The sequence below is a fragment of the Acinetobacter sp. AOR14_HL genome (assembly GCF_027855175.1).
GTDB lineage: Bacteria > Pseudomonadota > Gammaproteobacteria > Pseudomonadales > Moraxellaceae > Acinetobacter > Acinetobacter calcoaceticus.
Map to the genome: position 1 here is coordinate 96,810 of NZ_JAKTII010000006.1, position 26,504 is coordinate 123,313.

General features: G+C 38.5%; 25 protein-coding genes. 11 read left to right on the forward strand and 14 right to left on the reverse strand.

Annotated features, from left to right (window positions below; genetic code table 11):
- Positions 1-40 precede the first annotated feature (40 nt).
- From cysN to lysS, 5 genes are all read right to left on the reverse strand, one after another.
- Positions 41-1,654, reverse strand: coding sequence for a sulfate adenylyltransferase subunit CysN (gene cysN / locus MKL38_RS07380; RefSeq protein WP_270902940.1), 1,614 nt, complete (start codon positions 1,652-1,654; stop codon positions 41-43).
- Between the two features lie 30 nt (positions 1,655-1,684).
- Positions 1,685-2,593 carry a sulfate adenylyltransferase subunit CysD gene (cysD, locus tag MKL38_RS07385; RefSeq protein WP_004641806.1) on the reverse strand — a complete coding sequence of 303 codons (909 nt, stop codon included), beginning with the start codon at positions 2,591-2,593 and terminating at the stop codon, positions 1,685-1,687.
- The gene (locus MKL38_RS07390; protein WP_080026499.1) at positions 2,586-2,717 is read right to left on the reverse strand and encodes a hypothetical protein; all 132 of its coding nucleotides are present in this window, start codon (positions 2,715-2,717) and stop codon (positions 2,586-2,588) included. The genes cysD and MKL38_RS07390 overlap by 8 nt, the downstream gene beginning before the upstream one ends.
- A 254-nt stretch (positions 2,718-2,971) precedes the next feature.
- On the reverse strand, positions 2,972-4,417 hold the full coding sequence (locus tag MKL38_RS07395; RefSeq protein ID WP_270902941.1) for a capsule assembly Wzi family protein: 1,446 nt from the start codon (positions 4,415-4,417) through the stop codon (positions 2,972-2,974).
- A 185-nt stretch (positions 4,418-4,602) separates the two neighbouring features.
- Entirely contained in the window at positions 4,603-6,132 is a 1,530-nt protein-coding gene (gene lysS, locus MKL38_RS07400) for a lysine--tRNA ligase (protein WP_003653042.1), read from the reverse strand.
- A 257-nt stretch (positions 6,133-6,389) separates the two neighbouring features.
- Between lysS and MKL38_RS07405 the strand changes: the two genes are divergently transcribed.
- A complete protein-coding gene (locus MKL38_RS07405; RefSeq protein ID WP_270902942.1) occupies positions 6,390-6,878 on the forward strand; it encodes a YqiA/YcfP family alpha/beta fold hydrolase in 489 nt (162 codons plus the stop codon).
- A 54-nt stretch (positions 6,879-6,932) separates the two neighbouring features.
- On the opposite strand, the gene MKL38_RS07410 is transcribed toward MKL38_RS07405, so the two are convergent.
- On the reverse strand, positions 6,933-7,373 hold the full coding sequence (locus tag MKL38_RS07410; protein WP_198496296.1) for an SRPBCC family protein: 441 nt from the start codon (positions 7,371-7,373) through the stop codon (positions 6,933-6,935).
- A 435-nt stretch (positions 7,374-7,808) separates the two neighbouring features.
- Here MKL38_RS07410 and rubA point away from each other — a divergent pair, with 435 nt between their 5' ends.
- The 4 genes from rubA (at position 7,809) to oxyR (ending at position 11,162) form a co-directional block, all read left to right on the forward strand.
- Entirely contained in the window at positions 7,809-7,973 is a 165-nt protein-coding gene (gene rubA, locus MKL38_RS07415) for a rubredoxin RubA (RefSeq protein ID WP_000760495.1), read from the forward strand.
- A 94-nt stretch (positions 7,974-8,067) separates the two neighbouring features.
- On the forward strand, positions 8,068-9,249 hold the full coding sequence (gene rubB, locus MKL38_RS07420) for a rubredoxin reductase RubB (RefSeq protein WP_270902943.1): 1,182 nt from the start codon (positions 8,068-8,070) through the stop codon (positions 9,247-9,249).
- 53 nt (positions 9,250-9,302) lie between these two features.
- Positions 9,303-10,247, forward strand: a complete 945-nt coding sequence (estB, locus tag MKL38_RS07425; RefSeq protein WP_005042235.1) for an esterase EstB — start codon at positions 9,303-9,305, stop codon at positions 10,245-10,247.
- Between the two features lie 6 nt (positions 10,248-10,253).
- Positions 10,254-11,162 (forward strand): LysR family transcriptional regulator OxyR, encoded by a 909-nt coding sequence (gene oxyR / locus MKL38_RS07430; protein ID WP_005042237.1) that lies wholly within the window; start codon positions 10,254-10,256, stop codon positions 11,160-11,162.
- 39 nt (positions 11,163-11,201) lie between these two features.
- On the opposite strand, the gene MKL38_RS07435 is transcribed toward oxyR, so the two are convergent.
- Positions 11,202-11,792, reverse strand: coding sequence for an SPOR domain-containing protein (locus MKL38_RS07435; RefSeq protein WP_270903021.1), 591 nt, complete (start codon positions 11,790-11,792; stop codon positions 11,202-11,204).
- Positions 11,793-11,849: 57 nt separating this feature from the next.
- On the opposite strand from MKL38_RS07435, the gene MKL38_RS07440 reads away from it, so the two are divergent.
- Positions 11,850-11,978 (forward strand): hypothetical protein, encoded by a 129-nt coding sequence (locus MKL38_RS07440; protein ID WP_080026496.1) that lies wholly within the window; start codon positions 11,850-11,852, stop codon positions 11,976-11,978.
- Positions 11,979-12,037: 59 nt separating this feature from the next.
- On the opposite strand, the gene ppk1 is transcribed toward MKL38_RS07440, so the two are convergent.
- Both ppk1 and mtgA read right to left on the reverse strand, forming a co-directional pair.
- Positions 12,038-14,119 carry a polyphosphate kinase 1 gene (gene ppk1, locus MKL38_RS07445; protein WP_003653056.1) on the reverse strand — a complete coding sequence of 694 codons (2,082 nt, stop codon included), beginning with the start codon at positions 14,117-14,119 and terminating at the stop codon, positions 12,038-12,040.
- A 105-nt stretch (positions 14,120-14,224) separates the two neighbouring features.
- Positions 14,225-14,902 (reverse strand): monofunctional biosynthetic peptidoglycan transglycosylase, encoded by a 678-nt coding sequence (gene mtgA / locus MKL38_RS07450; protein ID WP_231761694.1) that lies wholly within the window; start codon positions 14,900-14,902, stop codon positions 14,225-14,227.
- A gap of 76 nt (positions 14,903-14,978) precedes the next feature.
- Here mtgA and MKL38_RS07455 point away from each other — a divergent pair, with 76 nt between their 5' ends.
- The gene (locus MKL38_RS07455) at positions 14,979-15,788 is read left to right on the forward strand and encodes a rhomboid family intramembrane serine protease (protein ID WP_270902944.1); all 810 of its coding nucleotides are present in this window, start codon (positions 14,979-14,981) and stop codon (positions 15,786-15,788) included.
- A 1-nt stretch (position 15,789) separates the two neighbouring features.
- Here the strand turns inward: MKL38_RS07455 and MKL38_RS07460 are convergent, their stop codons facing one another.
- Together MKL38_RS07460 and MKL38_RS07465 are read right to left on the reverse strand one after the other, a co-directional pair.
- Positions 15,790-18,249, reverse strand: a complete 2,460-nt coding sequence (locus MKL38_RS07460) for an ABC transporter permease (RefSeq protein ID WP_270903022.1) — start codon at positions 18,247-18,249, stop codon at positions 15,790-15,792.
- A gap of 3 nt (positions 18,250-18,252) precedes the next feature.
- Positions 18,253-18,945 carry an ABC transporter ATP-binding protein gene (locus MKL38_RS07465; protein ID WP_270902945.1) on the reverse strand — a complete coding sequence of 231 codons (693 nt, stop codon included), beginning with the start codon at positions 18,943-18,945 and terminating at the stop codon, positions 18,253-18,255.
- 44 nt (positions 18,946-18,989) lie between these two features.
- Between MKL38_RS07465 and MKL38_RS07470 the strand changes: the two genes are divergently transcribed.
- Complete coding sequence (locus MKL38_RS07470; RefSeq protein ID WP_270902946.1) at positions 18,990-19,613, forward strand: arylesterase; 624 nt, start codon at positions 18,990-18,992, stop codon at positions 19,611-19,613.
- Between the two features lie 36 nt (positions 19,614-19,649).
- Here MKL38_RS07470 and MKL38_RS07475 read toward each other — a convergent pair whose 3' ends face one another.
- Positions 19,650-20,264 carry a carbonic anhydrase gene (locus tag MKL38_RS07475; RefSeq protein ID WP_003653067.1) on the reverse strand — a complete coding sequence of 205 codons (615 nt, stop codon included), beginning with the start codon at positions 20,262-20,264 and terminating at the stop codon, positions 19,650-19,652.
- A 285-nt stretch (positions 20,265-20,549) separates the two neighbouring features.
- On the opposite strand from MKL38_RS07475, the gene MKL38_RS07480 reads away from it, so the two are divergent.
- Positions 20,550-21,575, forward strand: a complete 1,026-nt coding sequence (locus MKL38_RS07480; RefSeq protein WP_270902947.1) for an alpha/beta fold hydrolase — start codon at positions 20,550-20,552, stop codon at positions 21,573-21,575.
- A 26-nt stretch (positions 21,576-21,601) separates the two neighbouring features.
- Complete coding sequence (locus tag MKL38_RS07485; RefSeq protein WP_270902948.1) at positions 21,602-22,609, forward strand: hypothetical protein; 1,008 nt, start codon at positions 21,602-21,604, stop codon at positions 22,607-22,609.
- 23 nt (positions 22,610-22,632) lie between these two features.
- Here MKL38_RS07485 and MKL38_RS07490 read toward each other — a convergent pair whose 3' ends face one another.
- A complete protein-coding gene (locus MKL38_RS07490) occupies positions 22,633-24,897 on the reverse strand; it encodes a TonB-dependent siderophore receptor (RefSeq protein WP_270902949.1) in 2,265 nt (754 codons plus the stop codon).
- A 169-nt stretch (positions 24,898-25,066) separates the two neighbouring features.
- A complete protein-coding gene (gene nfuA, locus MKL38_RS07495; protein WP_003653074.1) occupies positions 25,067-25,705 on the reverse strand; it encodes a Fe-S biogenesis protein NfuA in 639 nt (212 codons plus the stop codon).
- A gap of 158 nt (positions 25,706-25,863) precedes the next feature.
- Here nfuA and MKL38_RS07500 point away from each other — a divergent pair, with 158 nt between their 5' ends.
- Positions 25,864-26,481, forward strand: coding sequence for a rhomboid family intramembrane serine protease (locus tag MKL38_RS07500; RefSeq protein WP_003653076.1), 618 nt, complete (start codon positions 25,864-25,866; stop codon positions 26,479-26,481).
- Positions 26,482-26,504 lie beyond the last annotated feature (23 nt).

Sequence of the window (26,504 nt, forward strand, 5' to 3'; positions counted from 1 at the left end):
AACCCGCTTACGCGGGTTTTTTCAAAATCAATTCAGCCTATTAAAGACGGACTAATGCAATAATTTGTTCAACCAACTCATCTACATTTTCAGTAGTAATGCTAGTATCAGTACCTTCAGCTACAGTAGTCAAAACAGTTACGCCAGTTTGACGGAGCAAAGCAACTAGTTCTTCCGTTAAATCAGCTTTAGCAATAGCAACTACGCCTTGCTGAATTAACGAACTTTCGATGACTTGAGCTTGCTCGAGTACTTTTGCTGAAACTTGAACTGCTGCTGGCTTTTGGCCCAAACGTGCAGCACGATCTTCAGCAGTAATAGGATTACTATGCGCAGTCCACTCTACCGCAGACTCAACCATACCCGCACCAACCGTTACATTGCTTAAACGGTCAATGAAAATAAATGAACCTGTGTATCGTGAATCTTGATACTGGTCAAATACGACTGGCGCATCAAACTCAACAACAACGTCCGCAATTGCATTTAACTCAAGCTCTTCCACCTGAGTATGCTCAAGCGTATTCACATTCACACGATAGTGAATGTTAGTCACTTTGGCAGGAACAGTCTGTGTACCAATTTTAACGTTGTACAACTTACCCTTCACGAGCGGATGTTCATTCATCCATACCACTGAAGCACGAACACTGCGAGAAATTAATGGTTGTTCGCCTGCACGTACTAATACGTTACCACGGCTAATGTCAATTTCATCATTCAACGTTAATGTTACAGCTTGACCCGCAACAGCTTGATCTAGATTTCCATCAAAAGTAACGATTTCTTTAACTGTTGAACGCTTACCTGATGGTAATGCAACGATTTCATCACCAACATTGATTTCACCCAAAGCAACAGTACCAGCAAAACCACGGAAATCGAGGTTTGGACGGTTCACATATTGAACAGGGAAACGGAATTCGTGTTTGTTTGATTCACGACTAATTTCCACAGATTCAAGAATGCTCATCAAGGTTTGACCCTTGTACCAAGCTGTATGCTCAGAAACATTTACTACGTTATCGCCATTTAAAGCAGAAATCGGCACAAACTGAATATTAGCTGGACGACGGTCACCCAATTGGCTTACGAAAGCATCATATTCAATCTGAATTTCAGTAAAGCGCTCAGGAGAGTACTCAACCAAGTCCATTTTATTAATAGCAACAACGATATTTTTAATACCAAGTAAACTAGCAATAAAAGTATGACGACGAGTTTGAGTTTGCACACCATAACGCGCATCAATCAAGATAATTGCAAGATCAGCTGTCGATGCGCCTGTTGCCATGTTACGGGTATATTGCTCATGTCCTGGGGTATCAGCAATAATAAACTTACGTTTTTCTGTCGAGAAATAGCGGTAAGCCACATCAATGGTAATACCCTGCTCACGCTCAGCTTGTAAACCATCTACAAGTAATGCCAAGTCTGGTGCATCGCCCGTGGTTCCTACTTTTTTACTATCACGCGTTACGGCTTGCAATTGATCTTCATAAATCAATTTTGAGTCGTAGAGTAAACGTCCAATTAAAGTACTTTTACCATCATCCACGTTACCGCAAGTCAAAAAGCGCAGAAGGTCTTTTTGTTCATGTTGCTTCAAATAGGCCAAGATATCTTGACTGATTAATTCTGATTGATGAGACATTGCTCAAACTCCACAAATTTAGAAATTGTCTTAGAAATAGCCTTCTTGCTTTTTCTTTTCCATTGAGCCCGCTTCATCATGGTCAATCATACGACCTTGACGCTCAGAACTAGTGGCTAAAAGCATCTCTTGGATAATTTCAGGTAACGTATCTGCTTCAGACTCAACTGCACCAGTTAATGGATAACAGCCAAGCGTACGGAAACGTACAGACTTCATCTGTGGAACTTCACCTTCTTTTAAGCGCATACGTTCATCATCAACCATGATTAACGTACCACTACGCTCTACTACTGGACGAACAGCAGAGAAATAAAGAGGAACGATTTGAATATTTTCTAAATAGATATATTGCCAGATATCCAACTCAGTCCAGTTAGATAAAGGGAATACACGAATACTTTCACCTTTGTTCACTTTACCATTGTAAAGATTCCAAAGTTCAGGACGCTGGTTTTTCGGATCCCAACGATGCTTGCTATCACGGAATGAATAAACACGTTCTTTCGCACGTGATTTTTCTTCATCACGGCGTGCACCACCAAAAGCAGCATCAAATTGATATTTATCCAAAGCCTGTTTCAAAGCTTGGGTTTTCATAATATCTGTGTATTTTGAGCTACCATGATCGAATGGATTAATACCAGCTTCGCGACCTTCTTTGTTCTGATGAACGATTAAATCAAAGCCATGCGTTTTTGCCATGTTATCGCGAAATGAAATCATTTCTTTAAATTTCCACCCAGTATCTACATGTAATAATGGGAATGGAAGTTTAGCTGGGTAAAACGCTTTTAACGCAAGATGAAGCATTACCGCAGAGTCTTTACCAATCGAGTAAAGCATTACCGGATTTTCAAATTCAGCAGCAACTTCACGGATAATATGAATGCTTTCAGCTTCAAGTTGCTTGAGATGTGTAAGTCTTGATTCAGTCATGAACACGTCCTTCTCTATCCATTTTGCCCATAAAATCTAGAAGTGGTATTAAACCACCACGTAGAAGACCATGTGGAGGAACGAGTGCCATAACAACTCCAATTTTTCGTGATAAATAATCCAACCACAAGCCTTTATATGGCTTATAGCATTAGTTATGCATTATAGTGATTTAAAACCGATTCCTTTTGCTTGTTTTTTCATATTGATATTCGATTTCATCATATACATATAATATGCTGATTCACTTGCACAACTTTGCAATCGTAGCTTGTGCAGCCAACTTAAGCAAATCATGATCTACTCTTTAGATTTCTCTAAAAACCATAAAAAAAGAGAAGCCTTAATAGCTTCTCTTTTCTAAAACATGATCTAATCTTAGAAACCGAACATTTTACGTTCTAATGGAATTTCAATACCAATAGATGCGCCCGCGTCATTACCTTCTAGATCAGAATCACTTACCCAGCCATTAATTTTTAATGGAAGATCAGGTTTGATGTAATGCGTCCAAGTTAGATCAAGGGCTTTAATTTCATCATCTTTAGGGAATGCTTTATTGATGGCCAAGTTAGATTGGTTGACTTTAACCACCATAGCACGACCACTTAAACGGTTCATGACATCAAAGCGGATATCACCACCCACTGAATACATTTGTCCATCACCACCCATCGCGTGGCCTAATGGGTAACCATGTTGGTAATAACCATCTTTATAAGTTGAATGCGCATAAGAGATACCTCTTACATCACCATTCGTACGTGTGTCTGCCCATTCTGCATAAAGTTGATAAGGCAAGTTATTGTAGCTAGATGAATAGTCCACACCTGCTAAGTACATTTTCTTAGAAGGTAAACCGCCCGCCTCATCTTCACCTACATATTGTCCATATATACTAACTGGAACTTGGAATAGCGGTTGTAATAATAAACGCCCGTCGAAGCCAGCAATTTGGTTTGATGGATCTGCTTCACCAGTTCCGCCATTATCTTTATTGCCGACAAATGCATCCCACAAAGAACTAAAACTTTCAGGACGTCCATCACCACCCCATTGAATAGCACGCGATGCGCCTAACTCAATATATGGCAATGGTTGTGCAGTTACACGCAATCCAATTAACTTAGCATCAGGGACTGCTTTATAGTCATCTAATTGACCAGCAAAAGCTTGATATTGCCAAGGCCCAATCCAAGATAACCATTTTGTATCAAAAGCATTTTGTACAGCACGTTGTGCCGTTACACCATAAACTGGGCGGCTAGCATCACCACGAATTAAGCTACCATCATGGCCAGGACCCCACCATGTTGGAATTTGACCCGCAACTACCCACTGATTCCAAAGTTTACCAGCGACATATGAGCCTTCAACATTCACATCTTGCCCATTATCAATTTGTGGGTCTTTTTCTGCATTTACTCGGATTTTTGCATCCCAGTTTTCACCACCTGCATTAAACTCTAAAGAACCTTGATATTGAGCTTTTTGGCTATCACCAAATGCTTGTGGAATATTTTTGCTATCGGTTTCAGCAAAAGCACCCACTTTAACTGTATTGTTATCTGCTTTTAATGCATCAAGAACTGAATTAATAACTTTTTGTTGAGCTGGATGCGTCACTTGTGCTTGAGAGAGTGCTCTCTGGATTTCATCACCACTTAACGGCCAAGTTGAAGTGCTAATCTTGATAACACCTTGTTGATTCAACCAATTTAAGTCTGTACGTAAGTCCTCATTATTTAGCACTAAACCTTGTGCAAAAATAGCGGATGAAGCAGTTGCCAATATTGCAATCGAAAGTGTTTTTCTTAGAAACATGCCAGCCAATTCTCAAAGTTATTTATGAGCAACACCTTAAATTTTTTATCACAACTTTGCAATTGTTAAACTGTGCAATTACATTTTTTAACGCTATCTTAAGATTAGTGTAGATAGGTAAGTTTTTGAGATATATAAGTAATAAAAAAGGCAGTATAAATACTGCCTTTTTTGTCTTTAGAAGATTAACCTTCTTTACGGCGCATGTGCGGGAATAAAATTACATCACGAATACTCGGCGCATCGGCAAATAACATGACCAAACGGTCAATACCGATACCCTCACCCGCTGTAGGTGGTAAACCATACTCAAGCGCTTCAACGAACTCTGCATCGTAATGCATTGCTTCATCATCACCAGCATCTTTCTCTGCAACTTGGGCTTGGAAACGTTCAGCCTGATCAATTGGATCGTTTAACTCGCTGAAACCATTTGCCAATTCACGACCACCGATGAAAAACTCAAAACGATCAGTAACATGTGGATTGTCATCATTACGGCGAGCAAGTGGAGATGTTTCAGCTGGGTATTCAGTAATAAATGTTGGCTGACGAAGTTTAGTTTCAACTGTTTCTTCAAATACGATAGTTTGAAGCTTACCTAAACCAAAACCTGGCTTAACTTGTTCTTTTAATTCTTCACGAATAAATTGAGCAAGAAACTCACGGTCACCAACATTTTCAGGTGTAAACTGTGGGTTATTCTCTAAAATCGCATCAAACATAGAGATTTTTTTGTATGGCCCTTTGAAGCTAAACACTTCACCTTGGTAAGGCACATCAGTTGTACCTAAAATATCCAAGGCCAACTTTTCAATCATATTTTCAGTCAATGCCATCAAGTCTTTATAATCAGCATAAGCTTGATAAAACTCGATCATTGTAAATTCAGGGTTATGACGTGTTGAAACACCTTCGTTACGGAAGTTACGGTTAATTTCAAACACACGCTCAAAACCACCAACAACCAAACGTTTTAAGTAAAGCTCAGGTGCAATACGCAAGAATAAAGGCATATCCAAAGCATTGTGATGTGTTTCAAACGGACGCGCAGACGCACCGCCCGGAATCACATGCATCATTGGCGTTTCAACTTCCATGAAACGTTCATTGTTTAAAAATGCTCGAATTCCAGCAACAACTTTAGCGCGGATTTCAAAAGTTTTACGTGTTTCTTCATTCACAATTAAGTCAAGGTAACGTTTACGATACTTAACTTCTGTGTCATTTAAACCGTGAAATTTATCTGGTAACGGGCGAAGCGATTTCGTTAAAAGCTCAAAACCTTCAAGGTGAACATATAAGTCACCTTTTCCTGAGCGTCCGATATAACCTTCAGCAGCAATAATGTCACCAAGATCTAAACCTTTAATGGTCTCAAGGATATCTTTTGGTAAACCTTTACGGTCAACATATAACTGAATACGACCTGTCATATCTTGAATAACCATGAAAGAACCACGGTTTAACATGACACGACCAGCAATTTTTACATAGACATGCTCAGCGCTTTCAATTTGTTCTTTCGACTGATCTTTAAATTGTTCTTGTAGATCAGCAGCGTAATGTTCACGCTTAAAAGTATTCGGCCAAGGACTCTTTCCAGTTTCCTTCGCAACATCTTGGATTTGCTTTAATTTGGCATGACGCTGTGCAATTAAATCGTTTTCGGAAATAGTTGGTTCAGAAGTCGATTGATCGTTTTGTTGCGTCATCTCTGCCTCGATTAAGTAAAAATTAAGTGCTATATCTTAACAGATTGCGGGAGTTTTTCGAATGATTTCAATCAAACAAAAATGAAAAAAGACAATTTTATAGACCCGAACAATACTTTTTAAAGGCAAAATGACTTAGACCAATCGCTAAGATCATTTTTTAAAGCATTTAGTAAAATATAAAAAAATCCAAATAACCTCGATATTCAAAAGGCCCTATTTACCTTTTTTTTATCAATGAGATTGTGTCGTAAATAATGAAAATTCTATTTTTACATGGCTTGGATTCTTCGCGTGAGTCGACAAAGTTCCATGCCATTTTACATCCTGAAAAATTTTGTATTGACGTCGATTATCGTAACTTAAGTTATGCCTCTGTTGAGTACTTTTACCATCAGGTTATTCAGACGATCAAACCAGACTTATTGGTAGGCCATAGCATTGGAGGCTATTGGGCGCTAAAAACTGCTGCTCAACATAAATTAGCTGTTATTGTGGCGAATCCAAGTCTTACACCTAACTTTCGGGCTGACTATCCTCAACTTTCTGAAGATGAACTCACTCTCTCTAACCCTAAAATGGCTTATTTAGAGTTAGGAGATGAGCAACTTGATATGTATCACGTTCAAAAAAAACTTGCCCCCTACATGAACATCGAAACTTTTGAAGGTGGACATCATCGCTTGGCCTATCCTGCACGACTTAATGATCTCATTATGAAAATTTATAAAAAATATTTAGCTTAGATTTATATAGTTTGATTATTGAAAAATCGGTTTTATGCGTAAATAAGCGAAGCTCTATTTTGCTTCTGCCATTTTTTTAACCACCTCAAAACCTTGAACAAAGCCACTTTTCAACATACCCATATATTCAGGTAAAGTGGCTAATTCAACTTTTAGAGTGGTTATATTATCTTTTTGGGTTAGAAAATATTTTTCTAAGGAACCACTCCACCCTTTAACCTCTTCACTTTCTAAATCTTCCTTACCCTCCTTAATCATTCCTAAATGTTTAAAAATTAATATTTCTGGTTTTTGCATTTGTTCAATCGTAGAAACCATGCCATTTCCTTCACCGTCAAGAAAATAAGTTTTACCACCTACTTGCCAGTCGGTACGCATTGAGGAATCTGGCGCAAAGAATTTCGTCCAAGCGTTATATGTCTCGCTGTTCCAAAGTATGTCCCATACTTTTTCTATAGGCGCCTCAATTTCTACTTCATATACTAAATTTTCCATATTTCACTTCCCTGATTTATACCGCCTTGAAGACAGCAAATTTTAATTTTCAGTTTTAATAATGACATTCTGTCGCATCATAGTTTGTTGTTATTTAGCTTTCGTATGAGATGAATCTTTTAAATTATGAGGTGCTCTTTATTTCAAGATATTTTCATCAATAAAATTAATTTTAAGAATGCATTAGTTATTATTAGTTTATGGCGAAGTTTTGCCTAAATAACCACTTATTTGTCCTAACCTGCCATTCATCTTTGCTTACGAATGATTAAACTCCGTTATTTACTTTACTTTGAATGTAGAACTGCGTAAAAATTTGATATCCGATCAAAGGCACATTGGTTATTATTGACCGGATCGTAGTTACATTATTAATAGATGGAATAGTTTTACTGAAAGGCAGCTTTGAGCAAACTTATCAGTGCGGAGAGTCTCATGAAAAAATATCAATGTATCGTTTGTGGATGGATTTATGACGAAGCGGAAGGTTGGCCACAAGACGGCATTGCAGCTGGAACAAAATGGGAAGATATTCCAGATGACTGGACTTGCCCTGATTGCGGCGTTTCAAAAGCTGACTTCGAAATGATCGAAATCTAAGAACGTAAAGTAAAAGGCCATGATCGACATGGTCTTTTTTACGAATATTACCAATCACCGTATTAAATAAATAATTCTAACTCTGGAGAAAAAAATGCATCCTATCGTCATTATCGGATCAGGCATGGCGGGTTATACCTTAGCACGTGAGTTCCGTAAGCTTAGCCCAGAGCAAGAACTTGTGATGATTTGTGCGGATGATGCAGTGAACTATGCAAAGCCAACATTATCAAATGCATTTGCAGGTAAAAAAGCACCTGAACAAATTCCTTTAGGCGATGCGACAAAAATGGGTACTCAACTCAATATGCGTATTGAGCCTTTTACCTTTGTGAAAGAAATTTTAGCTGAACGCCATGAGCTTGTTCTTGAAAAAGATGGTGTAACTTCACAACAACCCTATTCAAAATTGATTTTAGCCGTGGGTGCTAACCCAATTCGCCTTGCAATTGCAGGTGATGGTAGCGATGACATTCATGTTGTGAACTCACTTATTGATTACCGCGCTTTTCGTGAAAACCTAGCTCAGCGTAAAGACAAACGCGTTGTTATTTTAGGTGCAGGTTTAATTGGTTGCGAATTTGCCAACGACTTACTTCATAGTGAATATGAAATCACTGTCATTGATTTGGCTCCTCAACCTTTAGGTCGTTTACTTCCAGCACATATTGCTTCTGCTTTCCAGCAAAACCTTGAGGAAGCTGGAGTGAAATTTGCACTCGGAACCACTGTTGAAAAAGTTAGCAAAATTAATAATGGCGAAGATTATGCGATAACACTCGCAAACGGACAAACATTGGTTGCGGACATTGTTCTTTCTGCAATTGGCCTACAGCCAAATATTTCAGTTGCTCAAAGTGCAGATATTCAAACGAGCCGTGGAATTATTACCAATAGTTTACTAGAAACAAATCAAGCAGACATTTATGCAATTGGGGACTGCGCAGAGGTAAACGGTACTTTACTTCCATATGTTATGCCGATTATGCAACAGGCTCGTGCTCTCGCAAAAACACTCAGTGGGCAACAAACTGCTGTGCACTACCCTGCTATGCCAGTTGCAGTAAAAACGCCAGCTGCTCCACTTACAGTTTTGCCTGCTCCAGTTGATGTAGAAGTGAACTGGGAAACAGAAGAGTTCGACGATGGTATGCTTGCCAAAGCAATTGACAATGAAGGAACATTGCGTGGTTTTGTATTGCTAGGTGCAACCGCAGGTAAACAACGCTTAACTTTGACAAAGCTTGTCCCAGATCTTATTCCAGCCCAAGCATAAGGTTTGTATCAGGAATACTCACTTAGAGAGTATTCCTTTAAGGAATGAATAACATGAATAGCGCCTTACAGTTTAACATTTCACCGTACACATCTTTCATGCAAGAAACCAAAGTCAACTTAGGCAATGGAATTGAATTACATGTAGAAGTAGGTGGAAAACCAGAACATCCAACCATTTTGCTGATTATGGGCCTTGGTGCTCAAATGCTTTTTTGGCCAGATTTCTTCTGTAAATCGCTGATTGATCAAGGATTTCGTGTTATTCGTTTTGATAACCGTGATATTGGCCTTTCTTCAAAAGTACGTCATGAAGGTAAACGGTTAAATACTGTTAAATTGATGGGCCGCTTTGCACTGGGGCTAACTAATCAGGGCGCACCCTATACTCTGCATGATATGGCAGACGATGTATCTATGCTTATTGATCGTTTAGGCGTGAACAAAGCGCATGTGATTGGTGCATCAATGGGTGGGATGATTGCTCAAATTCTTGCAGCAAAATATCCAGAAAAGGTTGAGAAATTAGGGCTTATGTTTACAAGCAATAATCAGCCTTTTTTACCACCTCCTTTTCCAAAACAACTTTTGAGTTTAATTGGCAAGCCCGAGTCACGTGACGAAGAAGGTATTGTTAATCATAGTTTAAAACTATTTCAATTGATTGGTTCACCTGGTTATATCAACCAGATTGAAGCAATACAAACTGCGCGTAAGCTTTATCAACGTAGCTACTATCCTGCTGGTGTACTTCAGCAGTTTTTAGCAATATTATGTACAGGCTCCTTACTACAACTGGACCGTGAAATTAAGCAACCCGCTTTAGTCTTACATGGCTCTCGCGATCGCTTACTTCCCCCTAGCCACGGTAAGGCTGTAGCAAAAGCAATTTCCGGTGCTAAGTTTGAATTAATTGATGGAATGGGGCATGATATCCCTGCACATTTTATTCCACAGCTTAGCGGTTTATTTGCGCATCATTTTAAATCATCAGACTAGGACACTATGGCTGCATTACCCTCACTAAGACAGCTATCATATTTAGTTACGTTGTCGGAAACTTTGCATTTTACTGAAGCAGCACGCCGCTCTTTTGTCACTCAATCGACGTTATCAGGCGGCATCATGGAGCTTGAACGGTTATTAGGTGGCGTTCTGGTAGAACGTGATCGTCAGAATGTGCGTTTAACACCTTTAGGTGAACAAGTCGTTGCTCGTGCCCGTGTACTACTAGCAGATGCTCAAGATTTAATGCGTTTGAGCCGTGAAATGAGTGAGCCGTTAACGGGTGATTTGCATTTGGGTGTTATTCCAACCATTGCACCTTTTATCCTGACACGCTTACTTAATGAAGTGCATCAGCAGCTACCTAAAATTCAGCTACATTTGCATGAAGCACAAAGTGAAAAAATTGTAGAGCGTCTAGAACACGGTAATCTAGATATGATCGTTCTTGCTCTACCATTTGACACTAGAGGTCTAAAAGTCGCTGAAATTTCGAAAGAAAATTTGTACCTTGTATGTAGTAAACAAGATACGAATGCTCTTCAAGCAAACTCTCTAGATGATCTTGATTTATCAAGACTAATCTTGCTTGAGGAAGGCCACTGTTTACGTGACCACGTTTTGAGTGCGTGCCCTATCGGTGAGCGTAAAAACGACAACCGTTTAAAAGCAAGCTCTTTACCAACGTTAGTGGAAATGGTTTCTTCTGATTTAGGCTTTACGCTTTTACCAGAAATTGCAATTGAAAATAGTATGATCAAGTTTAATGATCAGATTACTGCAAAACCAATTGAAGATGCACCGAGCCGCACTTTAGCGCTAGTAACTCGTAAAAGTACACCATTACAAAGTGAGTTCGATGTATTACTGCAAATTATGCAGAAAATTACAACCAACTTGCACGCATAAAACATGTATAAAAAAGGAGTCTTCGGACTCCTTTTTATTTTACTGTGGTGTTAAAGATGCCCACTTAAACACCCAAGCAGATGGCAGATTCAAACTATTATCAGCAATAATTTTCTCTCTAATAATTTGCGCTATGGCATAGTCATTTGCAGGGTCCACCATAACTCGTATTCCTTTAGTCGTTGCACTGGTTACAACCTTGTACCCTTTCGCTTCTAACTGCGACTGAACTGTACTTGCCTTATTTTGATTAGCCGCTAATGCAACTTGTACCATCCATTTCTTTTCACCATTTTCCAAAATTTCTTTAGCGATCGCTGCATCAAGTTGCTTTTTATTGTCAAAATTTTTCTTTTCTTCTACTTTTTTTGTGTGGACGTCTTCAATTTTCTTTTGGGCTAATAACTCATCTTGTTTTGGTTTTCTTTTTTGGATGACTATTGTTTTATTTTTTTCCCCACTTTTTTTCGCTTTATCATTAGAAGGATTTACAAAATAAGGATATATTGCTTGATCATCAAATCTTTGAAATACGATGATATCCCCATAACACTTCTGATCTGCATAGGCGGTCACTGGTATTATCCCCAAAAGTATTTTAATAAGTAAACTTCTAATAAAGCATTGCATCTTATTCATTTACCAAAGTTAAGTATATTTAATGCGCCGTATTAAAGTAGATTTTTTGTGATTTGTATATTTTTAAAATTCAATGTTTTATGTAAAAAATCACATATTTTAAAAACATATTGCAGTGCTTCAAATTATTGTCGTTTATCCAGCAACCATTTAGAAAAACTAACTAAATTACTTTGAATTTCAGTTAATTAAAAAAGCCGACAAAATGTCGGCTTTTATTTAATCTTGGGAGTTCATTATTTAATGATTTCCAATAATGCCCTTTGAGCATTATGCAACTTTTCACCCTCAGCTGGCTCAGCACGGATCCAAGTACCGTCACCTTGTAAAAGCCATGCTTGTTGATTATCTTGTAAGTAGTTCACCAAACCTTGTTGATAAATACGTTTTTTCAACGCCGGGTCTTCAACAGGGAAACACGCTTCAACACGATTAAATAAATTACGGTCCATCCAGTCTGCACTTGAACAGTAAATACGTGCATCACCATTATTACTAAAGTAATAAACGCGAGTATGCTCAAGGAAACGTCCTACAATTGAACGAACTCGAATATTCTCTGATAAGTTAGGCAAACCCGGACGTAAACAACAAATCGAACGGATAATCAGGTCAATCTGAACACCCGCCTGAGAAGCTTCGTACAATTTATTGATTAACTGAACTTCGGTTAACGCATTTACTTTAACAATGATTTGAGCTTTACGTCCTGCCTTAGCATTAGCAATTTCTTCATCAATAAAGTTAATGAGCTGAGCATGTAAGGTAAATGGTGCATGTAATAGCTTTTTCAATTTCGCCATTTTGCCCATGCCAGTCAATTCTTGGAATATACGGTGTACGTCTTCACACAGATCTTTATCTGTGGTCATGAGACCATAATCTGTATAAATTCGAGCATTCATCGCGTGGTAGTTACCTGTTCCTAAATGAACGTAACGCACCAGTTTATTATTTTCACGGCGCACTACCATGATCATTTTGGCATGGGTTTTATAACCGACTATGCCGTAAACAACGACTGCCCCAGCCTCTTGTAAAACGTTTGCTACTTCAATATTTGATTCTTCATCAAAGCGAGCACGTAACTCAATGACTGCAATAACCTCTTTTCCATTACGAGCGGCTTCAGCCAAAATTTGCACAATTTCAGAATTAGCACCACTACGATATAGCGTTTGCTTGATGGCTAAGACTTGTGGATCACGTGCAGATTCGCGTAGCAATTGAATAACTGGCGCAAAAGACTCAAACGGATGATGCAGTAAAATATCCTGTTTTTGCATTGCCGAGAAAATACTCTCGGTCTTTTTAAACACTTTAGGCACAACTGGCGTATGCGAGTCATAACGCAAATGAGGACGTTTAAAATTTGAAACCAGACGAGCTAAGTTTACCGGACCATCAACTTTGTATAATTGCTCATCGGTTAAATCAAACTCTTCCAGTAAGTACTCATAAATATGCTGTGGGCAATTATGGGTTACTTCCAAGCGAACGGCACGACCAAAACGGCGTGAACTTAATTCACCTTTTAATGCTTTAGCTAAGTCTTCAACATCTTCATTCAATGCCAAGTCTGCATTACGTGTAACGCGGAATTGGTAACATCCAGTTGCTGTCATTCCCGGGAATAAATCAGACACATGCTCATGAATAATCGCCGATAACATCACATGATGTTCTTTACCACCCGTTAATTCATCTGGTAGTCGTACAACGCGAGGCAATGAACGTGGTGCTGGCACAACAGCCAAATCAATTTGACGACCAAAAGCATCTTTACCTTCAAGAGTGATAATGAAATTCAGGCTTTTATTCACAAGTCGTGGGAATGGATGTGCTGGATCTAAGCTAATTGGTGTTAATACAGGTGCAACTTGTTCCTGAAAATATTTTTTTACCCAAGCAGATTGGGCTGGCGTTAACTCACCACGACGTAAGAAACAAATATCTTCTTCACGTAGCTTAGGCAAGATTTCCTCATTTAAAATACGATATTGACGCTCAATCGCAGCATGAGCAGTTTCAGAGATTTTTTGTAAGACCTGTCTTGGCGTAAGACCATCTGGGCTACGACTCTCATTACCTAGAGAAAATTGCTCCATCACTCCGGCAACACGAATTTCAAAGAACTCATCGAGATTACGTGAAAAAATGAGTAAGAAATTCATTCGCTCAAGTAAGGGATGTAAAGGGTCTACCGCTTGTTCCAATACACGTAAATGGAAGTCAAGAATAGACAATTCACGATTGATATAACGGTCATTATAACTATATTCTATTGGGGTCGTTGTTGGTGTAATCGCTGTATTCATGTCTAACTCAATTCTCTATCCAGCCAAAATCTCTATAAACCAGTATGCTGCAAAAATATGACAATTTGGTAAAAACTAAAAAATTAACACATCTTTAAAACAGCATTATTCAGGAATCTGGGTGCTATTCATATAACGTAAAATAACGCGTTTTCTATATTGTACTTTACGGTCATTACGATGATCTTGATAATATTTTGGATTAGGCAATAACGCTGCTAAAAATGCTGCCTGCTCACGTGTTAGACTATGCGCACTCTTACCATAATAATGCTGAGCGGCTGCTTCAATACCATAAAGATTTTTGCCGAATTCAACCGAGTTCATATAGACCTCAAGAATTCGACGTTTTGACCACATCCGCTCCATCATCCAAGTCGCGACTGTTTCTTGACCTTTACGAATAAACGAACGCTTATTGTATAAAAACAGATTCTTTGCAAGTTGTTGAGATACTGTAGAACCGCCAGCAACAACTTCACCCTCTTCATTATTTCGCTCAAGGGCAAAACGAATACCCTGCCAGTCAAAACCATGATGATGGATAAATTTTGCATCTTCACCCGCCAAAATTGCATGTTTGAAATTATCGCTAATATCATCATAATCAAGCCACTTATGGATGATTGGCTCTGATGTATCAGACCAATAATCTATTCGCATGAACATGGTGGTATCCACTTCATGTGTCCGCCACCAGACCAAACTCGAAAAAATCCAAAGTTGAATAAGGAGAATCGCCCCAATAAAAATTAACAACACGCGAACAATAAAAGCTTTCATGTTCGTCCTGATCTCCTGTATTCAACTTTTTTCATGTTAAGCTGCAAAGCATGTTCATATATAACAAAAGCATAGCATGACTCAATATCAGCCTCCGCACATTAATCGTAAACTCAATGTACAAAATTGGTGGCTGACCGCCCTACTCATCGCAATCAATGTAGGTTTGTTTGTCTGGCAAATTGTCTCTGGCGTCGATATTAGTGACCCAGCCGTGAAAGATGCCATTCATTGGGGGGCTGATTTTACACCACTTACTTTTTCTGGACAGCCCGAACGTTTATTTACCAGCATGTTTTTTCATTTTGGTTTAGTTCATCTCATGCTTAACATGTGGGCCCTCTATATTTTCGGTAATGTTGCTGAATCACTATTTGGTCGCTTCTACTTTATTGGGATGTACTTACTCGCTGGCTTATTTGGTAGCCTTTTAAGTAGCTATATGACCATTCAAAATGGACATGAATTGCTGCAACATTTTGACCAGAACTTGCTTCCGCATGTCAGTGCAGGCGCTTCGGGTGCTGTGATGGGATTAGGTGCTGCGTTAACAGTGCTTTCTTTATTTCCACCGCTACCTCATCAAGCCTACATACTCGATAAAAAAGCATTATTAATGATTATGGCAATCAACCTTATTTTTGGTTTTGTCGCAACGGGAATTAATAATGCCGCACATATTGGCGGCATGATTATTGGCGCATTTCTTGCGCTGATGTGGTACTTAAGTTATGTCAGCAAATTTAAAAATACGCTCAAACTTTTAGGCTTATTAGGAGCAGTTGTAATTACAGGTGGTTTTTATATGTACTGTGTACAACTCAACTCACCTTTACTTCCTTTATGGCATGAAATCATCATCCAGAACCCCGGCATTATTCCTTAAGCTACAGCTGGTTTAGTTCTCTTAAGCTTTGTAAAGGTGGTAAGTTGCAAAGATAGCCTAGTCGATAACGGCCTATCAGGGCACAAACCAGCATCATGCCAACTGGTAAAATCAACCATATTTCAACATGCCACTGTATTGCCATATTCATTTTATAGCTTGCAATAGCACTAATCACTTCTGCAAAACAGCAGGCAACTATACCTGCTAATAATCCTAAAAATCCAACTTCAAGACTGAGCATCTGTTTCATTTTATTTTTAGACAATCCAAATGAGCGTAACAAAGCAACTTCACGGCGTCGCTCATCCATTAATAAGTTTAAGCATGCAATCAGTACTAGAACCCCAGAGAAACCCACTAAAGCCGCCAGCACGGTCACAATTTTCACTAACACATTCATTAAACGCTTTACTTCATCTAAAATTCGATCGACGTCAATAAATACCGTATTCGAAAATTGCTGAATGATATTGATCATTTTTGGCTGATCTTGCTTAGGTAGATAAAAACTGCCTAAATAACTTCCAGCATTTTCGTCTAAAGTTTTCGGTGAAAAAATAAAGAAAAAGTTAGGACTAAAACTTTCCCATTCTACACTTCGAAAATTAACCACTTTGGCCTGTAAATTGCCTTCCGGCAAGCTAAAGGTAAGCTTATCTCCAATTTGAATACCAAGGCTTTCAGCCGTTTTGTTTTCAACAGAAACTTGCCCTACACCACTAAACTGAGCTTGACCGTTTGTAATGGCATTGTCATTCGGTAATTGATTAGACTGAGTTAAATTTAACTCACGACGTAAAGAGTTATTTTGTTTTATAGCCTCTTCTGAAAAAGGTACTTCATTTTTTGCTAGCAATCGGCCTCGAATATTTGGATATAACGGCGTGCTTTGCCAACCATTTTGTTTCAACTGTTGTTCAAAATCTTTTAAGTCGAATGGAGGTAAACCATAAACAAACTGATTAGGCGTTCCTTCTGGCAATTGTTGCTGCCAACGCTCTAATAAATCAGTTCTTAATACACTTAACACTGTAATAAGGCTTAATCCTAAAGCTAGAGCAGTAATCTGTAATGCACTTTGGGAAGGAGAACGAATATAAAAAGACAAACGATTTTTCATCTTTTTTAGGCTACGAAGCAATAACCAGACAGCGGTGTAAAGCAAAATACAAAGAACGATAATCGCAGCCAGAACCATAATGCTGAGCATCAAGTTTTCACTCAACACCAAACTAAAAACGATCAGGCTAGTAATGCCGGCAAAAAACATAAAAAATAATGATTTTCTAGATTTTGCTTGTTCACGAATAACTCGAATTGGTGGGGTATTTAAAAGCTCCCAAATGCTTGGCAAGATAAACCCCAGCAAAACAATTACACTTGTAAAAATGGCGATTGGCAAAGGCCCAAGTAAAAGTGGTATGACTGAAAAATTTAATTCCAATTGAGGAATCAATTGCAACATGAGTTGAAGCAGGCCATAGCCCAATATCAGACCCAATAGGCTTCCTATAACAATAGAAATCGCACTAACAACACAAAGTAATCCAATATATGCCAATAAAATTTGGAATTTACTTCCCCCTAAACACCGGATGAGCGCAATGTGATCTTGGTTTTGTTGAACATATCTTTGGCTCGTTAAAGCGATGGCAATACCACATAATAAAATCGTTAAAATATTGGCCAATTGCAAAAAGGTATCAAGGTTTTCAAGCGGACGTAATAATCTGCTATTCGACTCACTTGCATCGCGTAAACGTAAACCCGCTGTTTCATCTAGATCTTTAGTGGTTTGATGTTGTTGTTTAAACTGCTTAGCAAAAGTCTGCACCTGTTCTGGTTTACCCGCCATTAATAAACGATAGTCAATTCTACTGCCTGTCTGAATTGCATGAGTTTTAGCAATATCAGCTTGATGGATAATAACCGTGGGAGAAAAGCCAGAGAAACCTAACTCTTGGTTAGAATCACGTACAATCACACCACTAAAACGAAATGTACCATCCGCAATAGAAACAGCATCACCCAGTTTTACTTTTAATAAATCTGCCGCCCTTTGGCTTAACCACACCTCACCAGACTGAATCCCTGGGGTAGTTGGCGCAATTTCAAGCTGGCCTCTTAGTGGAAATAAAGGCTCTATCGCTTTCACATTGACCATGACAAACTGATCTTGTGTATGGGCCATAGAACTAAAAATAGTGACATTGGTTTGCTTGAAACCAAGCTGCTCTGCTCTTTTTTTCCATGACTGTTCTATCGGTTCGTTATTCGACAGAACTAAGTCAGCACCCAACATTTGCGAGGCTTGCAGACTTACCGCATTTTTAACTTGGTCATTGCTAAATTTCAGAGCGGTTGTGGCACTAATCGCAAGCGATAAAGCAATAATAAGTAGATACAGACCACCCGTGCGGAAACTTTGAAGTAAAAGTGGTTTTAGAAGATTACGCATCATTTAACCACCCTGTACTGTCTTTAATTGGCCATCATCTAACTCAACATGGCGCTGACAAAGGCTTGCTAAGTTACGGTCGTGTGTAACCAAAATAAGGGTTGTACCTAACTCTCGATTTAAATCAAAAAGCAGATTTTCAATTTCTTCTGCTGTTTGACCATCTAGGTTTCCAGTAGGTTCATCTGCAAAAATAATTTGTGGTTCTGCAATGAGCGCCCTCGCAATTGCCACACGTTGCTGTTCCCCTCCAGACAAGACTTTAGGAGTTTGCTCCACCTGACGACCAAGCCCCACTCGATGCAACCAATCTAACGCTTTTTTCTCTGCGGTTTTATAATCGAAATCTTTCCGTAACCGTAAAGGTAACATCACATTTTCAAGTGCGCTCAACTGAGGCAAAAGCTGAAAAGACTGAAATACGAAACCAATATGCTGCATTCTAATTTGAGCGCGTTGTTCTTCTGTTAACTCATGTACTGCCTGACCACATAGCCATACTTCTCCTTCAGACGGTTGATCTAAAGTCGCTAGAATTCCTAGTAAGGTTGATTTACCTGAGCCGGAACGTCCCGTAATTGCTACCTGTTCGCCTTCAAAAATCTCTAAATCGATATCTTTTAAAATCGTAAACTGATTTTGGTTAATCTGAATAGTTTGTGTAACTTGATGGGCAGCAATGATGGGTTGTGGCATGATGTGAAAAGTCCTATGTATTCAGAATCAGGGTCGAAGTACAAATGTATAAATCTTTTTTGATTGGTTCTAAAAGCATCATGCTCATCTCATTAAGTATGCTGCCCATGCTTGTATCGGCGAAAACTATTTTAATTTTAGGAGATAGTATTAGTGCCGGTTACGGAATTGATCCCAAACAAGGTTGGGTACAATTACTACAAAAACGTTTAGACCAACAGTATCCCAAACAACACAAAGTGGTCAATGCAAGTGTTAGTGGAGAAACAACAAGCGGAGCTTTGGCTCGATTACCTAAATTATTACAGACCTATAAGCCAAATGTAGTCGTGATTGAATTAGGCGGAAATGACGGCTTGCGTGGGCAACCACCTCAAATGATTCAAAAAAATCTGGATCAGCTCATTCAATTAAGCCAAAAACAAAAAGCCAAAGTTGTTATTTTTGGTATGAAAATTCCGCCAAATTATGGGGCTGCATATAGCAAAGCTTTTGAAAATAATTATAAAGTTGTAAGCCAAAAATATCAGGTGAAATTGCTTCCGTTCTTTCTAGATGGCGTTGCTGGTCAAAAACAGCTTATGCAAAATGATTTGATTCATCCAAATGCTCAAGCACAGTCAAAATTACTTAATTTAGCTTATCCATATATAAAAGGTGCCCTGTAGGCACCTTTTAATTTTAAGCATTATTTTTTAATATAATCAGAAATCAAAAAAAGTAACTTCACCCGTTTCTAGTGAATACTCTGCACCAACAACAATCAACTCACCTTTTGCGATCAAGCTTTCAAGGACACTTGAACCATGACGTAATTGATTTACCGAAGCAAAAACGTTTGAACGTACTGCATGGCATGATAATTTTTTCAAATCATTTTTTAAGTCAGTTTGCATTAAAATTTCAACTGATGGACGAACACGGTTCACAATCGACATTAAGTTAGACGATGGCGGTTGATCAGGGTTCATTAAGGTATCAATTGTCGCTTGAATCGCGCCACAATGGCTGTGTCCTAATACAACTACAACCGGACAGTCATAACGCTCTGCTGCGAACTCAACACTACCGACTTGTGAAGGTGCCACAACATTACCAGCAACACGAATTACGAATAAGTCACCAAGACCTTGGTCAAATACCATTTCTGCTGGAACACGAGAATCTGAGCAACCTAATACAATCGCAAATGGATTTTGATCCTTTGCCATTTCAGCGCGTTCATGATGAGATAAGGTTTTTGCAAGGGAAGTATTTCCATTTACAAATCGTTGATTACCAGCTTTCAGACGATCTAAAACTTCTTGCGCAGTAGGCATTTTATATTTCCATTGTTTTTTCAAGGTTGGAAATCATTTTAATGTGTCAAAATTTGAATGTCACTGACAAAAAATTAAATCATTTCCCATGAAAAATTTTAAAAATACTTCCTCTATTTGAATGGAGAATTTACTGAACATTCACTGCTGTTTAGTGAAAAAATAGACATACTTTAGCAAATGGATTGACTATAATTTTCCTCCTTTTAATCATTTAGCAAATGACTCATTGGCAAAGTTTTTCAATAATTTTCAAACTCGCTTATGCATCAAGGATGAAATCTTATGACAACGCTGTCCGCATCAAAAAAAACCGTTCTAAAAAAAACCGTTGCAGCATTTACCTTAGCATGCAGCCTTACAACAATAATGAGTATTTCTCAGACTCAAGCTGCCGATACGATTGATATAAGCTTTCAAAATATTTTGCAGCAAGAACGAAGCTGGGCAGGTTTACAAAGTAAAAGTTTAAAAGTTGGTGATATAACTTGGTCATATAGTGAAGGTGGGTCTGCCACTAAACCTACGTTGTTACTCATCCATGGATTAGGAGGTAGCCGTGATAACTGGAACCGTGTCGCCCGTTATCTGACAGCAAATTACCATGTCGTTATTCCCGATTTACCAGGAAGTGGTGAAACCTTAGTTACACAAGACTTTGATTATTCAGTGCCTAATCTTGCCGAAAAATTACGTCGTTTCGTTGAAGCTGCAAATTTAAAAGGCCCTATTCATATTGCTGGCCACTCACTTGGCGGTTCAATTGCCCTACTCTATGCTGGACAATATCCATTTGAAACCAAAAGCCTATTCTTAGTTGATAGTGGCGGTATTTTCCGTTCTGCCAATACAATTTATCTAAAAGATCCTGCTTACCTAAAACAACTTTTAGTATCTAAAAAGGGGGACTTTAACTATTTATTAAAGCAAACCATGTTTAATCCTCCGTTTATTCCAAAAGAATTTTTAGAAGCTCAAGAAAAGCTCATGATTAATCAGGCACCTCAAACACAGAAACTGGTTGATCAGCTTATTGCGCTAAATAAGGTTTACACTCCCGATTCATTTGCAGTTCTCACAAAAACAATAGATGCACCGACACTGATTTTATGGGGTAAGCAAGATAAGATTATTAATGTCGAAGTCGCAAGTGAATTAAAACGACTATTAAAGAATGCCCAACCTCCAGTTATTTTAGAAAATGTTGGCCATATGCCAATTCTGGAAGCTGAGCAGCTGGTTATTCAACAATATGTACCGTTTTTACTGAAAGTAGAAACAAATCAGTCGCCAAAAGCGGCTACACCTTAAATAAAACTTCGGACTTGTGAGACCTTATGTCTACCCAACCGCTTATAGAAAAACTCATTGAAGCTCATCTTGATTTTTTAGATGAGGAATTTGCTCAGCCCCATGTTATCCAACAAGAATTTGAGCAATTTTATCATTGGTTGGGTAGTCGGCAACTACAACACCTCTGGACTTTCGAACAAATTCAGCAGCTGATTCAAAAGCAAATTTTAGACACCCCTGCTTCTGATTCCCTGCTTGAACAAATTGCAGAACATATCCGTTTTGCATTGATTCATCCTACTAATGACAGTACAACAATTGAAGATGTTATTCCTGTTTTAACAATTGATGGAATTGCGCAATACGTTGCAAGTAAAGATCAGCATCGTAAGAAGCTAATTAAAACGATTGTGAATAATCCTGCATTTTCAGCACTTCTAACACAGCTGATTCAACAAACGATGCATGACTATTTAGATGAGTCGATGTCAAAACGGGTGCCGGGTGTAGGTCGTTTTATGAAGATGGGTAAATCGGTTCTAGAAACCGTAACCGATTCAAATCTAGACGACACGATTCATCATTATTTGCAAAAGAATATTTTAAAACTCACTCAAATGAGTGAGCGCGTTTTAAACCAACATTTTGACAATGATAAGCTCTACCATTTTCAGGCAAATATTTGGCATAAAGTTAAAACCATGCCGCTTTCTGTTTTGAAAAATTATGTAGAAGTTCAGGATTTATCAAAAACTGTGGGTTTAGGACATCAGATTTGGGATCACATTCGCCAGACTTCTTATTTGAAACAACAAGTACATGATGGTATTTACACGTGGTATGTGCGCAATCAGGAACATAATTTTGACTTGTTACTTCGTGACCTCAATATTGATGAAAGCTTAATTCAACATGAACTGACTCAGTTACTTGTGCCGGTATTACAGCAATTAGTCACAACTGGTCATTTAAGACGACGTGCTCGTGTTTACCTAGAAAAATTTTATTATTCTGAAAAAGCATTAGATATTATAAATAACAAAGGCGCTTAAAGCGCCTTTGTTATTACTATGGATTAAAATGAATATTTTAGAGAGGCGTAATAAGCTCGACCTGGCTCATTGTAAGTTTGGCTAATCGAATTACTGTCTCTTAAAATTTGTTTATCAAACAAGTTACTTACACCAACACGCGTACTAATATTGTCTGAAATTTTATAACCAACATTAATTCCAGCCGTACTATAGCTTTTTACAGTGCTTGGCTTAATCGCAGAATTTGTTCCACCTGAACCAATGCCCGATTCGAGTCTATTTTCAGCAAACTGGCGAGATTTTTGACGACCATATTGAGTAAATACAAAATTCACATCTAACTGATCTGTAATGTCGTAATCAAAAATTGAGTTAATCGTATAGTTTGGAACTAAAGATAATGGGTTACCCGTTTGCTTATCTTTCGAGTCCATCATGTAAGTAAAGTTATTGGTCCAACGAATATCGCCAAAGTCTAATCCTAAGCTTCCTTCAAAACCTTGAATTAATGCTTTAGGCGTATTTTCCCAACGTAAGATATTCCACTTCGTGTTGGTCACAGCTCCTGTATTTGCATTGGTACTTGAGCCATCTACAGTGCCAACAACATTCGTTCCTGCCACAATCTTATCTTTATAGTCATTACGGAACCACGTTAAGCTCGCGTTGACAATATCTTTCTGGAACTGGATGCCTAACTCTTTGTTTACCGAAGTTTCAGGTTTTAAATCACCATTACCTTGTAATAAACAACGCGATTCAATATTGGCTGGACAACCATTGCCGTTTGTACTGAGTAAGTATCCTTCGGCATTTTGATACATGTTTGGTGCTTTATAAGCTTTTGCTATCCCACCTTTTAACGTGAAATAATCATTGAGCCTTTGAGTAACGTTTAAGCTTGGGCTCCAGTTAGAGCCAGATTTGCTATGGTCGTCAAAACGTAAACCTAACACGGCATCGGTGCTGTCTGTGAGTTTCAAGTTGTCTTCGATATATGCAGAAGCAATCCGTGATTCCATTTTACTGCGATTGCCTTTAGCTAATTGATCGCCATAACCTGAACCGCTGCTGTCTGTCCCCTGATTTGTCGAAATATTATCTTTAAATCTGTCTTCAACCCACTCAGTACCGAGTGTTAATACGTGTGGTACATAATATTCAAAAGGAATATTAGCTTCACCATTCAACCGAAGAGTCTCTAAGCGTGAAGTCGCTTTATCATCCAGATTATTAATTTTTCCTTCTGTGCTACCACCCAGACCTTCAGGCAAACGTTTATTATGAGTTTTATCGTATTGAGCAACTAACTTACTTTTACCCCAAGACCAATCACCTTCATGTGTTAAAGCATAGCTATCACGGTACATGGTATTGGTTTCTTTACCAATAAGCTCCGAAAGAATCGCATCAGCTTCAGCATTTGCATTTAACTGAGAATCACCAGAATAAATATTCCCTTGCTTGCTAGATGAGACATCGAGCAAGACTGTTTGTTGGTCTGTTGCTTGCCAAGCTAAACGTCCTGAAATATCTTTATTTTTAACGCCTTCACGCCCAGCTGCCGTACTGCCTATTGATTTATTAATATCGACATCGTCAGCTTCTGTTTTATTGTAATTACCATATAAACGGTATGACAAAACATCTTTAATCAGTGGCCCACTCAAGTTAAAGCCAACTCGATTTGATGAACCTTCTTTAGAGTCTTCAGGTTGTGAAGTATAGAGCTCTACCGAACCATGGGTTTCATTCGTCACTTTTTTAGTAATGATGTTGACTACACCACCTGCTGCACCTGAACCATATCGAGCTGCCGCTGGCCCGCGTAAAACCTCAATCGATTCGATTGCTTCTGCTGGAACCCAGTTTGAATCACCGCGTGTATCACGCTCCCCTTTCCAACCATAGCGAACTGAATTACGAGAGTTAACAGGTTTTCCATCCACTAAAATGAGCGTATTTTCAGGACCCATTCCACGAATGTCGATTTGTCTATTATTACCACGCTGCCCTGTTGCACTGTTTCCAGTTAAATTTACACCAGGCATACGGCGTACATAATCTGAAATATCATTACGAACTGGAAGTTTTTCTAAATCTTCTTGGGTGATCACTGATACACCGAGCGATTGCTTTACTTGCTCTTCAGCTGTTACAAAAATTGTTTCCAATTTCACAGGTTCAGCAGGCTTTTCTAATGCTGGTTCAGCTTGTTCTTGCTCATTTTTTGCAGCATAAGCCATAGACATCATACTTGCCAGTACTGAAACAGAAAGCACTGACTGGATAATACGCTTCGACATAAGTATTCCCAATATATTGATTTATTAAACATCTCTCATTTTAAGTTCCGCATTGTAACAAATCTAAATAAAATTACAAATGATATTGATAATAATTATCATTATTTATACTGAATAATAAAAAAACCTCATTTCGAGGCTTTTTTATTTCACTTTTCAAATAATTTAATTATTTGAAATAAGCACCTTCAGCTTGTGTATGGTCAGTTTGGTCAACCACACGTTGAAGCTCTGGAATATGCTCTCTTAACGTCGTTTCTACACCTTGTTTCAAGGTAACGTCAATTGCAGAACATCCTTGGCAACCACCACCAAATTTTAATACAGCAGTTAAACCATGTTCTGGATTATCTTGTACTTCTACCAAGCTACAATTCCCGCCATGGCCTGCAAGACCTGGGTTAATTTCTGCTTGAAGAATGTAAGTAATACGCTCTTCAATTGATGCATCTGGACCAACACGTGGAACTTTAGAGTTTGGCGCGCGGAAAGTTAACTGCCCACCAAAACGGTCCTTATTGTAATCAATTACGGCATCTAAAAGATAAGGAATAGATGGCGCGTCAATATATGCAGGGAAATCTGGATAGTCCTGTTTATAATCCGTTGGGATTACTTCTTCTGGTGCACTATATGCCATACAGCATTCTGCACGTGGCGTACCCGGATGTTCAACAAAAACTCGAACGCCAATTCCCGGAGTATTTTGCTTCGTCAATAAATCGTGCAAATACTCTTGTGCAGATGGTGTAATCAAAAGGTTTGGAATTTCTTCTGCAACAGCAGTGTTGGTGTTCTCAGTCGACATAACAATATTCCTCAAGCTGATGCCTTTATATTAACCGAAGATGAGGTAGATTTAAAAAAAATCAACTAAATTTGTCGGATTTATACACAACAGGGTTTCAACTGAAGTTTTTAATGGCATTATTGGACTCAATATTGATCATTTTTTAAATATTTCTTATGTTGCATCTGCCGTTTAACCATACCATTACCCTTATTATTATTACGGTCATTGTTTCTTTACTTGCGTTTAGCAATCAAAACGTGATGAATCGTTTAATTTTTTGGCCACCTGCAATGCAACGTGGACAATTTGATCGTTTCATTACTCATGGCTTTATCCATGCAGATGGTACACATCTACTTTTCAACATGATTACCCTGTTCTTCTTTGGCAGCATTATTGAAAGTTTTTATCGCCAATATTTTTATGACATGGGATTTGTGTTGTTCTATTTAGGCGGTTTAATCTTTGCGATTTTACCAAGCTATTTACAACATAGAAATGATACAAACTGGGCGAGCCTCGGCGCCTCTGGTGCAGTTTCAGCTGTTTTATTTGCTTATATTCTATTTCAACCATGGAAGCTGATTTTTGTATTCTTCATTCCAGTACCAGCCATTATTTTTGCTGTTTTATATGTAGCGTACAGCATTTGGGCTGGTAAACGTGGTAATAGCCATATCAACCATAGTGCTCATTTATGGGGTGCAGCTTACGGGGTCCTTGTCACCATTTTGATCGAACCTAAAGTGATTCCACATTTCTTAGATCAGCTGACTCGTATTCCGTTCTAAGTCAAGCATTCAAAAAAAGCCCG

Bases quoted from the DNA above. Each gene is read 5' to 3' on its own strand.
- oxyR (WP_005042237.1), top strand. From the start codon at position 10,254: ATGGCTGCATTACCCTCACTAAGACAGCTATCATATTTAGTTACGTTG.
- estB (WP_005042235.1), top strand. From the start codon at position 9,303: ATGAATAGCGCCTTACAGTTTAACATTTCACCGTACACATCTTTCATG.
- lysS (WP_003653042.1), bottom strand. From the start codon at position 6,132: ATGACGCAACAAAACGATCAATCGACTTCTGAACCAACTATTTCCGAA.
- MKL38_RS07405 (WP_270902942.1), top strand. From the start codon at position 6,390: ATGAAAATTCTATTTTTACATGGCTTGGATTCTTCGCGTGAGTCGACA.
- cysN (WP_270902940.1), bottom strand. From the start codon at position 1,654: ATGTCTCATCAATCAGAATTAATCAGTCAAGATATCTTGGCCTATTTG.
- MKL38_RS07475 (WP_003653067.1), bottom strand. From the start codon at position 20,264: ATGCCTACTGCGCAAGAAGTTTTAGATCGTCTGAAAGCTGGTAATCAA.
- MKL38_RS07485 (WP_270902948.1), top strand. From the start codon at position 21,602: ATGTCTACCCAACCGCTTATAGAAAAACTCATTGAAGCTCATCTTGAT.
- MKL38_RS07500 (WP_003653076.1), top strand. From the start codon at position 25,864: ATGTTGCATCTGCCGTTTAACCATACCATTACCCTTATTATTATTACG.
- MKL38_RS07465 (WP_270902945.1), bottom strand. From the start codon at position 18,945: ATGCCACAACCCATCATTGCTGCCCATCAAGTTACACAAACTATTCAG.
- rubB (WP_270902943.1), top strand. From the start codon at position 8,068: ATGCATCCTATCGTCATTATCGGATCAGGCATGGCGGGTTATACCTTA.
- ppk1 (WP_003653056.1), bottom strand. From the start codon at position 14,119: ATGAATACAGCGATTACACCAACAACGACCCCAATAGAATATAGTTAT.
- cysD (WP_004641806.1), bottom strand. From the start codon at position 2,593: ATGACTGAATCAAGACTTACACATCTCAAGCAACTTGAAGCTGAAAGC.
- rubA (WP_000760495.1), top strand. From the start codon at position 7,809: ATGAAAAAATATCAATGTATCGTTTGTGGATGGATTTATGACGAAGCG.
- MKL38_RS07395 (WP_270902941.1), bottom strand. From the start codon at position 4,417: ATGTTTCTAAGAAAAACACTTTCGATTGCAATATTGGCAACTGCTTCA.
- MKL38_RS07455 (WP_270902944.1), top strand. From the start codon at position 14,979: ATGACTCAATATCAGCCTCCGCACATTAATCGTAAACTCAATGTACAA.
- MKL38_RS07470 (WP_270902946.1), top strand. From the start codon at position 18,990: ATGTATAAATCTTTTTTGATTGGTTCTAAAAGCATCATGCTCATCTCA.
- MKL38_RS07490 (WP_270902949.1), bottom strand. From the start codon at position 24,897: ATGTCGAAGCGTATTATCCAGTCAGTGCTTTCTGTTTCAGTACTGGCA.
- MKL38_RS07460 (WP_270903022.1), bottom strand. From the start codon at position 18,249: ATGCGTAATCTTCTAAAACCACTTTTACTTCAAAGTTTCCGCACGGGT.
- MKL38_RS07435 (WP_270903021.1), bottom strand. From the start codon at position 11,792: ATGCAATGCTTTATTAGAAGTTTACTTATTAAAATACTTTTGGGGATA.
- MKL38_RS07480 (WP_270902947.1), top strand. From the start codon at position 20,550: ATGACAACGCTGTCCGCATCAAAAAAAACCGTTCTAAAAAAAACCGTT.
- mtgA (WP_231761694.1), bottom strand. From the start codon at position 14,902: ATGAAAGCTTTTATTGTTCGCGTGTTGTTAATTTTTATTGGGGCGATT.
- nfuA (WP_003653074.1), bottom strand. From the start codon at position 25,705: ATGTCGACTGAGAACACCAACACTGCTGTTGCAGAAGAAATTCCAAAC.
- MKL38_RS07410 (WP_198496296.1), bottom strand. From the start codon at position 7,373: ATGGAAAATTTAGTATATGAAGTAGAAATTGAGGCGCCTATAGAAAAA.